Raw genomic sequence first — 13,689 nt, forward strand, 5'->3', positions numbered from 1 at the left:
CTGCATTGGCCATCCGTCCTCGTACTTCCTATGGCTACCGCTGCCGGAAGACGTGCGCGCCGATCAGATCGTCGTGGCGTTGATGCACGAACAGATTTCGGTCACCACGGCGGAGCCGTTTTCGGTGTCGGCGCAGGTGCCCCATGCGATTCGGCTGGCGTTGGGGTCGGTGGACATGGACGTCTTGCGTCAAGCGTTGATCACCGTCAGAAAGGTCATCGGCGCGTATCTGTAAGCTTTCGCTGGCGAGAAAACCGTGGCGAGGGAGTTTGTTCCCCCTGGACTGCGCAGCAGTCCTGTGTTTGCGGCCGCTTCGCCACCCGGCGGAAGCAAGCTCGCTCGCCACAAAATGTTAGCCTTGGCGCACTTGCACGACACTGCTTTGGATCGTTTGATGAAAAACAGCGCTTTCCTGTCCCTGACCTTGATCCTTGCCGCAGGCCTTTTCGGCACCACCGCGCACGCCGCCGGCGACCCTGAGGCCGGCGCCAGGATCTTCCCGCGCCTGTGCGGCGGCTGCCATCAGGTCGGCGAATCCGCCAGGCCGGGCTTCGGTCCGCAACTCAACGGCATCATTGGCCGCAAGGCCGGGACCTCGGCGAACTACGTTTATTCCGACGCGATGAAAAATGCCGGCCTGACTTGGGACCGCGACACGCTGACGGCGTACCTGAAAGATCCGAAAGGCGTGGTGCCTGGCACGCGGATGATTTTCTGGGGGCTGAGCGACCAGGAAAAACTCGACAACCTGCTGGCCTACCTCCAGACCTTCGCGCAATAAGGGCCGGCGCTTGATTTCTGATCGCCGCCACGCTTGGCGTGGGAGTGTGCCTCACGGACTGCGTACCCACGTAGCGCGTGGGAACGATCAGAGAGGCGAGGTGCTGATCGCGTGATGCGCCACTCGGTTGCGTCCCGCCGCTTTCGCCTGGTACAGCTGTTGATCGGCGCGTTTGATCAGGGCAGTGGGGCTGTTGTCCGCCGGGTCCGCCAGGCCCACGCCGATGCTCACCGTGACGTGTTCGACCACCGGGAAGTGCGTGTCGGCAATCGCCGCGCGGATTTTCTCGGCGACCACTTCCGGGGTGTCGGGCTGAGCGATTTCCGGCAACAGGACAGCGAACTCTTCACCGCCGTAACGGGCGACGAAATCGGTGGTGCGCAGGCTGGCGCCGATCAATTGGGCCAATTGCCTGAGCACGTCATCGCCCACCGCATGGCCGTGGGTGTCGTTGATGCGTTTGAAATGGTCGGCGTCGATCAACAGCAGTGCAAACGGGCGCCCAGTGCGGCGCGACAGCAGCGTGTATTCGGTGAGTTTTTCGTCGAAGCGGCGACGGTTGTAGGCGCCGGTCAGCGCGTCGTGGGTCGCCAGGCTCAGCAGCTCGGCGTTGGCCTGGCGCAGATCGGCCGTGCGCTGCGCCACGATGGCTTCCAGCGATGCATTGGCCTCCTGCAGTTCGCGTTCCTTGCCGAGCAGCGACTGCGTCATTGCATCGATCGACTGGCCAAGCTGGGCGATTTCCCGCACCGGGTGCTGCAACGGAAAGTGCGCACCGGGCTGGTTGTCCTGCACCTGTTTGGCCGAACGCGCCAGCTGTTCGATCGGACGACTCAGGTACAGCGCCAGATAATAGGCCACCACGCCAAACAGTACGGCAGCGACCACCCCCAGCAAGAGCAATTTATACAGCAGCATATGCGCCGGTTGCAGCGCGGTTTCCAGGGGCTGGCGCACGGCAATCGACCACGACAGTGCACTGCTCGACGGTGTTGGTACTTTAACCATACTGGTCAGGTAGCCATCGCCCACCGACCAGCCCGGCGCGCGTGAATCACTCGTCGATAATCGCTGGCCCATCAAGGCTTCGGGGTAGAGCACTTTGCCGTCGTGATCGATGATCAGCGCTTCGATGTCCGGTGCCGAGTTCTTGTGGGAGAACGCCGCCGATTCGACAATGCGCGTCACCCAGTTCCAATGCGCGTGCGCGCCCAGCACACCAATCACCTGATCGGCGGCGTTACGGATCGGCGCCGCGAAGTCGATGAAACGCAACGGTTCGCCGCTGGGCGACCCCGGCAGCATTTTGGCCAGCAGCACCGCTTCATGAGGATTGCCGGTGTATTCGCCGCGCAGTCCGGCCTGAAACCACGGCCGTTGTTGCACCGATTGGCCGACCAGCAAGCCGTTCACCGCTTGATGCACGTTGCCTGCGGCATCGGTCACACCCATCCACGCATATTCGGCACGGGCCTGAGTGCGCAGTTGCAACGATTTGAGAATGGCCGGGTTGTCCAGATCACCGCGTTCCAGATGCGGCGCCCGGCTGAGCAGATACACCTCCAACTGCCGCTCGCGCAGTTGTTCACCCAGCAACGACGCGGCCGAACGTGCCGTATTGAGCAACGCGCTGCCACTGGCCTGCTTCATCTGCTCGGTGGCGATGTGGCCCACATAAAAGCCCACGCTCAACAACGTCAGCAGGGACAAACCGGTAAACCAGAGAGTGAGATGGCTACGCAGACTGGCTTTGAGCATGGGCGGTGTCTGTCTTCATTGGAGTGGCGCCATGGTATGCGACATCGGCGATCAGCTGCCAGCGAAGCGGTTCACGAACCGGGACGAAACCGCCGACACGAAAAAGCCCGGCTGATCAGGCCGGGCTTTCAATGGGGACAGCGGCAGTGCTTTGGGCTCAAGCGTTGCGGCTTTCGATCAGACGATCCGAACCGCCTTCGGCAACGCGGCGTTCGAGCAGACGATCAGAGCCGCCTTCGGCAACGCGGCGTTCGAGCAGACGATCCGAACCACCTTCGGCAACGCGGCGTTCGAGCAGACGATCGGAGCCGCCTTCGGCAACGCGGCGTTCGAGCAGACGATCAGAGCCGCTTTCGGCAACGCGGCGTTCGAGCAGACGATCCGAACCGCCTTCAGCTACACGGCTTTCAATCAACTTGTCCGAGCCGCCTTCGGCGATCAGGGTGTGCGCCGGGGTTGCGGCGAAAGCGTTAACTGCAAAAACCGAGAAAGCGATGCTGAGAAGGGTCTGGCGTTTCATGATCGTGTGCTCCGGGGTGTTTTGGGTTGGTATGGAGCGGATGTTACGCCGCAGAATTTTTATGAGAACTTCATTGCCGTGATGGTAAACATCGACGGCAATGATGGTCCCCCAAACCCCACACCAACCACTTGTAGGTGCTGGCGCCGGCTGCGATCTTTTGATCCTGACGTCGCTCAGCGTGAGTTCCCGGCCCGAACACACAACTCCCCGGTAGCCCTGACCAACGCCAACTCATGCAGCGCATCCCGCGCCAGCCCCTTGCGCGCCTCCATCATCCACGCTGGACAATCCGCAGCCTGGCGATACGGCGCAAACGCTGCATATTGCTGCAACAGCCGGCTCTGCAACTCATCCAGTCGCGGGCGGATCTGCTGGCCCAGATCCGGCCGCGGTGTGTCCGGCGCCGCCCCGGCCGCCTGCCATTGCGCGAGCAAGCCGTACTGCACCAGCTTGTTGGCTTCCATCTGCGCCGCGAGCAACTGTGCAACGTCTTCAGGATCCAGCTTGCGTTCAACGGCCAGCGCGCGGGCGTTGGCAATGACCTGCGCTTCACGCGGGCTGTCCTGAATCGGCTTGCCGCTGTCCCATTTGGTCAACGCCACCTGATCGCCGATGTTCAGGCGTTCGTTCAGGGTCATCAACAAGGGTTTCAACGACTCGGGCGCTGCGGCTGAGGCGGCGTGGGCGGTGCCGGCGAACAGAGCCAGCAAGGCACAGGAGAGCAGGCGTGACGGCTGGAGCATGGGCATGGCCTCGATTGAAATATAAACACGGGGCTCAAATGTTAATTGCACCCCGCTTGCAAGTCACCGAAGCTATCCTGCATCAGTCTTCCCGTGTCGAGATGGACCTCCAGTCAATGCAAACCCCCAGCGCCATCAAACCTCTCTGGCAAACCTACTTGCTGTTTCTGGCGCCGATGGTGTTGTCCAATTTCCTGCAATCGATGTCCGGCACCGTCAACAGCATCTACATCGGTCAGATGCTCGGCACGCAGGCCTTGGCGGCGGTGTCGGGGATGTTTCCCATCGTGTTCTTTTTCATTGCCCTGGTGATCGGCCTCGGTGCCGGCGCCGGTGTACTGATCGGCCAGGCATGGGGCGCGCGTGAGCCGCACATGGTCAAGGCGATTGCCGGGGCGACGCTGCTGTTGGGGGTATTGATCGGTCTGGTCGCGGCGGTACTCGGCAGCGTTTTTGCGCGACAGGCGTTGGCCGGGTTGGGCACGCCGGCGGATGTGCTCGACGATGCGGTGGCGTATGCCCACGTGATGATGTGGATTCTGCCGTCGATGCTGGTGTTCGTGTTGTTCACACAGTTGCTGCGCGGGGTCAGCGATACGCTGTCGCCGTTGCTGGCGTTGATGGTGTCGACCTGCGTCGGGCTGGCGCTGACGCCAGCGCTGATACGGGGCTGGTTCGGCTTGCCGCAGATGGGCATTCAGAGCGCGGCCTATGCGGGACTGGCGGGTAACCTGTCGGCGATGGCGTGGCTGGCGTGGCGCCTGATTCGCAAGGGGCATCCGCTGGCGCCGGATCGCGAGTTCTTCGCCGCGTTGCGCCTGGACGCGGCAATTCTCGGCAAGGTCCTGCGCATCGGTCTGCCGACCGGGGTGCAGATGATCGTGCTGTCGTTGTCCGAGCTGGTGATTCTGGCGCTGGTCAACCAGCATGGTTCACAGGCGACGGCGGCCTATGGCGCGGTGACCCAGATCGTCAACTACGTGCAGTTCCCGGCGTTGTCGATTGCGATCACCGCGTCGATCCTCGGCGCCCAGGCCATCGGGGCCGGACGGCTGGAACGCATGGGGCCGATCCTGCGCACCGGGCTGCTGATCAACGTGTGCCTGACCGGCGGATTGATTGTGCTGGGCTATTTGCTGTCGCACTGGTTGCTGGGTTTGTTCCTGACTGAGGACAGCACCCGCGCCATGGCCGAACATCTGCTGCACATCATGTTGTGGAGCCTGCTGGTGTTTGGCTTCCAGGCGATCATCGGCGGGATCATGCGTGCCAGCGGTACGGTGCTGGTGCCTGTGGCGATCGCAATCATCTGCGTGGTCGGTGTGCAGTTGCCGGCGGCGTACTGGCTGGACGGGCAATATGGTTTGCAGGGCGTGTGGATGGCGTTCCCGGTCGCGTATCTGGGGATGCTGGTGCTGCAGACCCTGTATTACAAGCTGGTCTGGCAGCATCAGAAGATCGAACGCCTGGTTTGAATACAGCCAAATGCAGAAGCTGCCGCAGGGGCGTGGGTGGTGTAACCGGCCGATGTTTGCTTAAGTCAATCGAGCCCCCGACGACAACGCGCTGCCCGGAGAATCCCATGTCGATTCGTTTGTTGCTGGTTGCCGCGTTGTTCCTGTGTGCCATTCCCGCCGTGCAGGCGGTGGAATACACCCGGGTCAACACCGCCGCCAGCCAGATCAGTTTCACGTACAACCAGATGGGTTCGCGGATGTACGGCACGTTCGCCAAGTTCGACGCGACGCTGAAGCTCGACACCGACAACCTCGCCAACGCCCAGACCACCTTGCACATTGACCTCACCAGCATCGACGCCGGCAGTGAAGATGCCAATACCGAACTGGTGAAACCGGCATGGTTCGATACTGCGAAATTCCCCGTGGCGGTGTTCGAGTCCAGCCAATTCACTCGGGTTTCCGCAAACCACTACCTGATCGCCGGCCGTCTCACCCTCAAGGGCATCACCCGTGATGTGAAGGTGCCGGTGGAACTGAAACCGGACAGTGACATCGGCATTTTCGACGGTGAACTGTTGCTCGACCGCGACAGGTTCGGCTTGGGTGCGGGGGAGTGGGCGGACACTGTGGTGTCCAGGGAAATTGCCATCAAGTTCCGAGTGGTGGCGCCACAGCAGTGACGCCACCTGCCCGGATCAATAGGCGCGCCAGTGCCCCGGCACCCAGCGCCACTCATTGCCGCCCCAGCGATAATGGCCCGCGACCCAGTGATAGCCCGGTGCAGGCATCACCGGCACCACTTCCACCGGTGGCGGTGGCCGGTGCGGACGCGCCGGTGCAATCACGCAACCGGACAGGGTGATCGCCACCAGCGTAGCGGCGAGGAGCGATTTAACGGTGTTTGACATGGTGAAGTTCCCGATAGATGAGGTGTACAGCGTGTCGGGCGATCAACGCACCCAATGCCCTTCAATCCAGACCCAGTTAGGCCCGCGAGCCTGCCAGTGCCCCGGTTTCCAGCGCGCGCCGTAGCGCACCGGTTGCCAGTGACCGGGCACCCAGACATAACCGCGTCCTTGCCAGCGCCAATGGCCCTGATCCCAGACATAACCGGGACGCGCGCCCGGCATCACTTCCATGCGCATCGGCGGCGGTGCTTGCTGAACGATCACCACCGGTTGCGCGAACACCGGCGCGCTGGCCAGCGCGGCCAGGGTGAGCGGCACCAGCAGCAGGGTTTTTCGCCATTTGGACAGGGAACGCAAAACGCTCATGACAACTCCTCAAGGCCTGCGTGGAAAAGTGAACGCAGTTGAGGAATTGGACGCCGAATCGGCAAAAGATCCTGTGCGCGGCAGATGAAATTTTATTCAGAGAGGAGGGCGGCGCGAGGCTGACAGCGTGGCGCGCCAGCAAGGTATGCCGCGCGCGCCGAGGCCGGGAGGTGAACCTGGGTTCAATAGAACCGGTCTTGTTCTTTCATCGCCTGAATCTGCCAGAACGTCCTGCCCGAGATCAGCAGAAACAGCAGGGCGAGCAACACACCACCGGTCATGATGTAGAACCCGGTCTTGTAGCTTTGCAGCTGGCTGGCGATGCAGCTTTTGTCAGGCATCCAGCGCGAAACCAGCAGCGGGATGGGGCCATCGACTTCGTACTGGGTGTGTTCGGCGTAGCGCTCGTCGGCATGCTGCCCTTCATGAACCTGGCCTTGCTCATCGGCATAGCGATAGTGGATGACCTTGCCATTTTTGTTCATCGGGATGTTTTCCAGCTGCGTGACAGTGCCGCGGGTGTCCACGCCGTTGAGATTCAACACGCCATACAGGATGCCCTGATTGCGGGCCATACCGGCCAGAAGCAAGACCACGCAGCAGGCGACGGTCAACATGACGATGCGGTTATAGAGGTGATCCTTGGCAGCTTCGCGCGGGTAATACATGGCCCGATCCTTGGTCTTGGCGGAGAGAGAGGTCGTTACATCGGCCCGCGCAAAGGGATCTTTAGGCGGTAGCCGGTCGCGTCACGGTATGATGTCGCGGTTCGTCGACCGCCGCGGTTGTCGGCGACGCTTTTTACCGTCGGAGTTCGCCATGCCACGCATCACCCATTACAAAACCCCATGCCCGGAAAGCGTCAACAGCCAGATCCTGCAGATGGTCGTCGACTACTTGACCGACATCAGCGCGGTCGGTCTCGGCCCGAGCAACCTGCTGTACAACGTTTATCAGTACGTGGTCGGTTATGAGGTGCATTTGTATCTGGAAGCGTTGAACGGCGAGAAGGGCACCGAGGTGGAGTTGCTCGTGGCGACCGATGACGATGACCCGCAACAGCTGATCGGTTTTCTGCTGTACCTGCCGGTGCAGGGCGATTGGGAAGCCTGCAGCGTGGCGTACATGGCCGTGCGTGAAGGGCATCGGCGCCAAGGGGTGGCACGGGCGATGATCGCTGAAATGGTCGGGCGTTACCCTCACGCCGAACTGGCCTGTAGCGTCGGCAAAGTCCCGTATTTCGAGGCGCTGGGTTTTGACGTGATCGGGCAGCGCGAGACACAGGTGCTGATGAGCACCCGGCATTACCGCAGCAACGGTCTGCGCGGTTTTATCGACACCACGCCGATCTACCGGTCACTGGAAGTGCAGCAGATTCACACCTATCTGCTGCAGAAGAACGGCAAGCGCGCCATGCTCGATGCGGAGAAACAACGCGACCGGCATCTGGATCAAGTCACCCGCCACACCGAAGCATTCGTGCGCCAGCGCCTCACCGTGCACTGATTGCGTACCCGGCCAATTCGCGCAGACAAAAAAAGAGCCTCAAAGCTCTTTGATGGGGAGGAAGTAGAGCCCGTGAGGCTCAAGATGCGCATGAAGCCAGGCACGGGCTTGATTTGGGGTTCAGAGCACCCGCGCCTACGCAGCGCTGGATGAGCCAAGTCACTGCGTCATTCCATTCTGTGAGCGTGGCAGGGCGGGCTCAAGTACCGCCAGTCGCGCGGATTGCGCCGCGAGGCAGCGCCGCGGTGGCGCCGCTCCGCCTCCTGCAGGAGCGAGCCGGCAACAGTGATGTTAGCGGGCGCCTGGCCAGCCTGCTTGGGCGAGGGCGGCGAGCAGGGTCTCGGCATCCAGTCCCGGCACCGAGTGGCCGTTGCCGTCGGTGCTGTCGCTGGCGAGCAGGGCGTTGATGATCGCTTCCTCTACCGCTTCGGTCGCCGCCAGAAACAGCTCGCTGATGTGGTCGTTATTGACCATGCGCAACCCGTCGCAGGTCGGCGCGCCTTTGCCTTCGTAGGCGGCGGGTGGCACCTGAGCGTTACCGGTGGCGAAGGCGATGAAAATGTCGCCGCTGTGGTCTTCATTACCACCGCCGGTCCGCGCCAGGCCAAGGCTGGCACGCTGTGCCAGACGCGTGCATTGATGCGGCAACAACGGTGCATCGGTGGCCAGGCAGACGACGATCGAACCCATGCCCGGGTGCGGCAGCGAGGCACGCAAAAACGGCGAGTCCTTTTGCTCCATGTAACGCCCGACCGGATAACCATCGACCCGCAGCTCACTGCGAATGCCGTGGTTGGCTTGCACGATGGCGCCCACGGTCCAGCCGCCCTGGGCAGCGCTCAAACGCCGCGATGCGGTGCCGATGCCACCCTTGAATTCATGGCAGATCATGCCACTGCCACCCCCCACGGCGCCTTCTTCGACCGGGCCGTCCACCGCACTGTTCATTGCTTCGGCAACATGCTCGGGCTGCACGTGGAAACCGTTGATGTCATTGAGCAAGCCATCGAAGGTTTCCAGCACCACCGGCATGTTCCAGTAGAGCCGGCCGTCATCCGGTTGTTGCTGACGATCCAGGGCAATCATCGCATCACGCACCACACCGAGGCTGTGGGTGTTGGTGAAGGCGATCGGGCTGGTCAGCAGGCCGGCCTCGCGAATCCATTCCAGCCCCGTGGCATCGCCGTTGCCGTTGAGCACATGCACGCCGGCGAAACACGGCTGCTGGTTGGTTGACCCCGGACGCGGTTCGATCAGCGTGACGCCGGTGCAGATGTCCCGTCCGGCGCTGCTGCGCCCGCGCACATTGCTGTGGCCGACGCGGATGCCGGGCACGTCGGTGATGGCGTTGAGCGGGCCGGGCGGTAACTGGCCGATGCGGATATTGAGGTCGCGGGCACGAGGTTTCATTGAGGTTGGTCTCTCTATAAAAAGTCTGAACAAGTCACGATTGCTGTGAGAGCGGGCTTGCCCGCGAAGGCGGCGTGTCAGGCGACAACGATACTGGCTGACCGGACGCTATCGCTGGCAAGCCAGCTCCCTCAGGGTTTTGTGGTCTACAGGAGGGTTACTGGCCGTTCTTGACCTTGCTCCACACCCGCGTGCGCACCCGCTCGGTGGCTTTGGGCAGCGGCTCGAGGGTGTACAGCGTGGCCATGGCGCTGGCAGACGGATACACCGCCGGGTTGTCGCGCGTGGCTGCGGCCACCAACGGCGTGGCCGCGCGATTGCCGTTCGGATAGGACAGATGCTCACTGACCGGCGCGATCACTTCAGGGCGCAGCAGGTAGTCGATGAAGGCCAGGCCTTGCGTGCGGTTCGGTGCGTCCTTGAGCAACACCAGGGTGTCGAACCACACCGGCGCACCTTCCTTGGGCAGGCTGTAGGCGATCTTCACGCCGTTGCCTGCCTGCTCGGCGTTGGTCTTGGCTTCGAGCATCGCCCCCGACCAGCCCACTGCCACGCAGATGTTGCCGTTGGACAGGTCGCTGATGAATTTCGACGAGTTGAAGTAAGCGATGTGCGGGCGCAGTTTGAGCAGCAGCGCCTCGGCTTTCTTGTAGTCCTCGGGATCGGTGCTGTTCGGCGGCAGCCCCAGATAGTGCAGAGCCACCGGCAGCATTTCCGAGGGTGAATCGAGCATCGCCACGCCGCACTGGCCGAGTCTGGCGAGGTTGTCTTCGTTGAACACCAGGTCCCAGGAGTCCACCGGCGCCTTGTCGCCCAGGGCTGCGCGCACCTTGTCGACGTTGTAGCCGATGCCATTGGTGCCCCACAGATATGGCACGGCGTACTGGTTGCCGGGATCGTTGTTGGCGAGTTTTTTCAGCAAATCGTTGTCGAGGTTTTTCCAGCCCGGCAGTTGCTCACGGGGCAGCGGGGCGAGGGCGCCGGCCTTTATCAGCGTCGGCAGGCTGTAGTTGCTCGCCACTACCACGTCGTAGCCGCTGCGGCTGGTCATCAGTTTGCCTTCGAGCACTTCGGCGCTGTCGAAGGTGTCGTAGACCGGTTGAATGCCGCTGTCGCGCTGAAAGTCGTGCAGGGTGTTCGGGCCGATGTAGTCGTACCAGTTGTAAACGTGCACGCTCGGCGCATCGGCGGCCATCGCGCTCGAGGTGACGCTGATACAGGCCAGCAGACCCAGGTTGATGCCCAAGTTGATATAGCCACGGTGACGACGCATGATGCGGCACTCCTGGCCTGTGCAGGCCGGTGATGAACAGGAGTGCTCAGCCTATCGAGGCGGTCACGCCTGACCCATTCCCATCATGGGTTACTCAAAAGGGGTAGTGCGTGGACGCGTTGTTGCAGGAATTGCCGGTGCATCAGAGCCTGGCGCGGGTGTTCAGCAGCGTCGGCGAAGACGGTTTCTGGCGAGCGCTGGTCGACACCCTGCGCCTGTTGGTGCCGCTGGACAACGCGCTGGTCGCGGTCATGAAAGCCGCTCAGGCACCGCAATTGTTGATCGACTTCGACAGCAAGGGCGGCGCCGATGAGCAACAGGAACTTGCCGGTTACAGCGCCGGAATGTATCTGCTCGATCCGTTTTATCAAGCCGCGTCGAATGGCATCGCCGACGGTTTGCATAGCCTGGCCTCGGTGGCGCCGGACCAGTTTCTGCACAGCGAGTATTACCAGAGCTATTTTCGCTCGGTGGTGGGCGAGGATGAGCTGCAGTTCATGATCAACGTCGAGGGCGGCGTGCTCGGTTTGTCGCTCGGTCGGGCGACGAGGTTCGACCTGGCCGAGCAGGGCCGGCTGTTATGCGTACGTGATTGGGTCCTGGCAGCGATGCGTCGGCATGTGCAGTTGTTGCCGCCGCAGGGCGTGCCGGTTGAGGCGGTGGTCGGCGATCTGGCGACGTTGCTCGATCGTTTTGACGCGCGGCTGACGGTGCGCGAAATCGACACGGCGCGCCTGATTCTGCAGGGCTTTTCCAGCAAGGCGATGGCCCGGCAGCTGGGCATTTCACCGGAAACCGTCAAGGTCCATCGGCGCAATCTCTATCACAAGCTCAATGTGAACGGGCATGGCGAGCTGTTTGCGCTGGTGTTGCGTCCACCCACTGCCTGATGCACCACAATCCCTGTAGGCGTGAGCCTGCAGGGATTTTCGGGGGTGTCAGCCGTGGCGCTGAAAGACCAAGGCCTTGAGGCCGCTTTGCGGGTCGATATCGGGGAATTCCGGTGGATTTTCCAGTCGCTGTTCAAAGCGCAGGCTCGGGGCCTCCTGCGTCACCCCGTCGATCAGGAAGTCCGCCCCGAACGACGGATCGTTCATGCACGCCAGCACCGTCCCTTGTGCTGTCAGCAACTCCGGCAGACGCCGCAGCACGCGCTGGTAATCCTTGGTCAGCAGAAAACTGCCTTTCTGAAACGACGGCGGGTCGATGATCACCAGGTCATACGGGCCGCTGTTGATCACCTTGCCCCAGGACTTGAACAGGTCATGCCCGAGGAAGCTGACCTTGCTCAGGTCATGGCCGTTCAGGCGATGGTTGTCGCGACCGCGGCTCAGTGCCGCGCGAGACATGTCGAGGTTGACCACATGGCTGGCGCCACCCGCGATGGCCGCCACGGAGAAGCCGCAGGTGTAGGCGAAGAGGTTGAGCACCCGTTTGCCGCTGGCCTGCTCGCGCACCCAGTTGCGCCCGTAACGCATGTCGAGAAACAGCCCGGCGTTCTGCTTGCGCCCCAGATCGACGCGATACTGCAAGCCGCCTTCGACGATGGTCATTTCCTCGATCTCCTCGCCCAGCAGCCACTCGGCGGTGCTCTGCGGCAGGTAACGATGCTGGATCAGCAAGGTCTGCGCGCCAGACTGCAGCCACTGCGGCGAACGGCTGATCTGCAGCAACAAGTCCTTGAGTGCTGCGAGTTGTTCGGGCGCCGGCTCCTTGAACAGCGACACCAGCACCACGCCCTGCAACCAGTCCACGGTCACCTGCTCAAGCCCCGGCCAGCAGCGCCCGCGTCCGTGAAACAGGCGACGGGTTTCGCTCGGTGCCGCCGCCAGCGCGGGCAGCAAATGGGCGTGAAGGGTGGCGAGGGCTTCAGGGTTCATCGGTCAGGGTCGGCAAGCAAAAGGGCCGGCATTTTAACCACAAACGGGCGGCGGCGAACGTCTGTCTGCGCCGGTCTTGGGCGTTCTTTCGGAAAAGACCTGTATCAAAAGTGAATTTCTGTAGAAGCCGCTGCTCATACCAGTTAAGCAGCGGATTCACGCCGCTAAATCGTTAATGCAATTCAGGGAGTGCTGTTCCATGTGCCCAACACCAACGGCGAACGCGCACCTTCCTGGCGGGTTGATTCTGGTGGTTGAGGATGACCCGTTGATTCTGGAGTTTCTTTGCGAAATTCTTCAGGAGGAAGGTTTCAAGGTCGAACCGCAAACCAGTGCCGATGCGGCGTCGCTTTACCTGGAAAAGCACGCGCAGCAAGTGGCGCTGTTGCTGACCGACATCACCATGCCCGGCACCCTCAACGGTGCTGATCTGGCCAACCTCGTCGGCGACCGCTGGCCGGAGAAGCCGGTGATGGTCATGTCCGGTTATGAAACCCCGGAAACCTCGGGGGTCAAGCATCCGGTCGCGTTCATCAAAAAGCCGTGGGCCATCGGCCAGTTGCTCGATTGCGTGGACAGCGCATTCAAGTCCAAGGCTCCGCGCCTGCACTGACAAGTGCTACATTGCCGGGCCTATTGTGCCCGGCACCTTGCCAGAGGAAGCGACCCTTGCCTGTTCACGACGCTGTATTCAATCGCGCATTCGGCGCCTTTCTGTTCGACATGGACGGCACCGTCCTCAACTCCATCGCCGCCGCCGAACGCATCTGGTCCGCCTGGGCCGTGCGCCACGGTGTCGATGTCGAGGCGTTTTTGCCGACCATTCATGGCGTGCGGGCCATCGACACGATCAATCGCCTGAACCTGCCCGGGGTGGACGCTGAAGCACAAGCGGCGTTTATCACCGAAGCGGAAATCGAAGACGTCGAAGGCATTGTCGAGATTCCCGGTGCGGCGGCATTTCTCAACGGTCTGCCCGGGGATCGCTGGGCCATGGTGACCTCGGCGCCACGGGATCTGGCATTGCGGCGGATGGCGGCGGCGGGGATACCCGAACCGGCGGTGATGATCACCAGTGCTG

General features: G+C 62.1%; 16 protein-coding genes and 1 pseudogene. 8 read left to right on the plus strand and 9 right to left on the minus strand.

The features are described 5' to 3' along the window. Positions 1-235, plus strand: a pseudogene (locus tag DBR24_RS01575) (PLP-dependent aminotransferase family protein); the annotation flags it as partial. Positions 236-394: 159 nt separating this feature from the next. Next, entirely contained in the window at positions 395-781 is a 387-nt protein-coding gene (locus DBR24_RS01580; RefSeq protein WP_123462539.1) for a cytochrome c family protein, read from the plus strand. 87 nt (positions 782-868) lie between these two features. On the opposite strand, the gene DBR24_RS01585 is transcribed toward DBR24_RS01580, so the two are convergent. The 3 genes from DBR24_RS01585 to DBR24_RS01595 all read right to left on the minus strand — a co-directional run bounded on the left by DBR24_RS01585 (position 869) and on the right by DBR24_RS01595 (position 3,805). Next, complete coding sequence (locus DBR24_RS01585) at positions 869-2,539, minus strand: diguanylate cyclase (protein WP_128613679.1); 1,671 nt, start codon at positions 2,537-2,539, stop codon at positions 869-871. Between the two features lie 157 nt (positions 2,540-2,696). Then, on the minus strand, positions 2,697-3,059 hold the full coding sequence (locus tag DBR24_RS01590) for a hypothetical protein (protein ID WP_128613680.1): 363 nt from the start codon (positions 3,057-3,059) through the stop codon (positions 2,697-2,699). A 176-nt stretch (positions 3,060-3,235) separates the two neighbouring features. Further along, positions 3,236-3,805, minus strand: a complete 570-nt coding sequence (locus DBR24_RS01595; RefSeq protein ID WP_128613681.1) for a chorismate mutase — start codon at positions 3,803-3,805, stop codon at positions 3,236-3,238. Positions 3,806-3,921: 116 nt separating this feature from the next. Between DBR24_RS01595 and DBR24_RS01600 the strand changes: the two genes are divergently transcribed. Both DBR24_RS01600 and DBR24_RS01605 read left to right on the plus strand, forming a co-directional pair. Then, positions 3,922-5,280 (plus strand): MATE family efflux transporter, encoded by a 1,359-nt coding sequence (locus DBR24_RS01600; RefSeq protein ID WP_128613682.1) that lies wholly within the window; start codon positions 3,922-3,924, stop codon positions 5,278-5,280. 107 nt (positions 5,281-5,387) lie between these two features. Beyond that, a complete protein-coding gene (locus tag DBR24_RS01605; protein WP_128613683.1) occupies positions 5,388-5,945 on the plus strand; it encodes a YceI family protein in 558 nt (185 codons plus the stop codon). 15 nt (positions 5,946-5,960) lie between these two features. Here DBR24_RS01605 and DBR24_RS01610 read toward each other — a convergent pair whose 3' ends face one another. The 3 genes from DBR24_RS01610 to DBR24_RS01620 all read right to left on the minus strand — a co-directional run bounded on the left by DBR24_RS01610 (position 5,961) and on the right by DBR24_RS01620 (position 7,207). Further along, positions 5,961-6,173 carry a YXWGXW repeat-containing protein gene (locus DBR24_RS01610; RefSeq protein WP_123462545.1) on the minus strand — a complete coding sequence of 71 codons (213 nt, stop codon included), beginning with the start codon at positions 6,171-6,173 and terminating at the stop codon, positions 5,961-5,963. A gap of 42 nt (positions 6,174-6,215) precedes the next feature. Next, complete coding sequence (locus DBR24_RS01615; protein ID WP_123462547.1) at positions 6,216-6,539, minus strand: YXWGXW repeat-containing protein; 324 nt, start codon at positions 6,537-6,539, stop codon at positions 6,216-6,218. 182 nt (positions 6,540-6,721) lie between these two features. After that, positions 6,722-7,207 (minus strand): DUF3592 domain-containing protein, encoded by a 486-nt coding sequence (locus DBR24_RS01620; RefSeq protein WP_128613684.1) that lies wholly within the window; start codon positions 7,205-7,207, stop codon positions 6,722-6,724. A 151-nt stretch (positions 7,208-7,358) separates the two neighbouring features. Here DBR24_RS01620 and DBR24_RS01625 point away from each other — a divergent pair, with 151 nt between their 5' ends. Further along, positions 7,359-8,045 (plus strand): GNAT family N-acetyltransferase, encoded by a 687-nt coding sequence (locus tag DBR24_RS01625; RefSeq protein ID WP_128613685.1) that lies wholly within the window; start codon positions 7,359-7,361, stop codon positions 8,043-8,045. Between the two features lie 291 nt (positions 8,046-8,336). Here the strand turns inward: DBR24_RS01625 and DBR24_RS01630 are convergent, their stop codons facing one another. Then, the gene (locus DBR24_RS01630) at positions 8,337-9,455 is read right to left on the minus strand and encodes a P1 family peptidase (RefSeq protein WP_128613686.1); all 1,119 of its coding nucleotides are present in this window, start codon (positions 9,453-9,455) and stop codon (positions 8,337-8,339) included. A gap of 157 nt (positions 9,456-9,612) precedes the next feature. Beyond that, on the minus strand, positions 9,613-10,728 hold the full coding sequence (locus DBR24_RS01635) for an extracellular solute-binding protein (protein ID WP_128613687.1): 1,116 nt from the start codon (positions 10,726-10,728) through the stop codon (positions 9,613-9,615). A 110-nt stretch (positions 10,729-10,838) separates the two neighbouring features. Between DBR24_RS01635 and DBR24_RS01640 the strand changes: the two genes are divergently transcribed. Next, on the plus strand, positions 10,839-11,618 hold the full coding sequence (locus DBR24_RS01640; RefSeq protein WP_128613688.1) for a helix-turn-helix transcriptional regulator: 780 nt from the start codon (positions 10,839-10,841) through the stop codon (positions 11,616-11,618). Positions 11,619-11,666: 48 nt separating this feature from the next. Here the strand turns inward: DBR24_RS01640 and DBR24_RS01645 are convergent, their stop codons facing one another. Next, a complete protein-coding gene (locus DBR24_RS01645; RefSeq protein ID WP_128613689.1) occupies positions 11,667-12,608 on the minus strand; it encodes a class I SAM-dependent methyltransferase in 942 nt (313 codons plus the stop codon). 199 nt (positions 12,609-12,807) lie between these two features. Between DBR24_RS01645 and DBR24_RS01650 the strand changes: the two genes are divergently transcribed. Together DBR24_RS01650 and DBR24_RS01655 are read left to right on the plus strand one after the other, a co-directional pair. Continuing rightward, positions 12,808-13,221: a response regulator gene (locus DBR24_RS01650; protein ID WP_123462561.1), complete on the plus strand. Its 414-nt coding sequence runs from the start codon at positions 12,808-12,810 to the stop codon at positions 13,219-13,221. Between the two features lie 56 nt (positions 13,222-13,277). Then, positions 13,278-13,689, plus strand: a 412-nt coding sequence (locus tag DBR24_RS01655) for an HAD family hydrolase (protein WP_371921213.1), incomplete at its 3' end; no start/stop codon positions are given.

The sequence above is a fragment of the Pseudomonas sp. HMWF006 genome (genome assembly GCF_003061205.1).
Classification (GTDB): Bacteria; Pseudomonadota; Gammaproteobacteria; order Pseudomonadales; family Pseudomonadaceae; genus Aquipseudomonas; species Aquipseudomonas monsensis.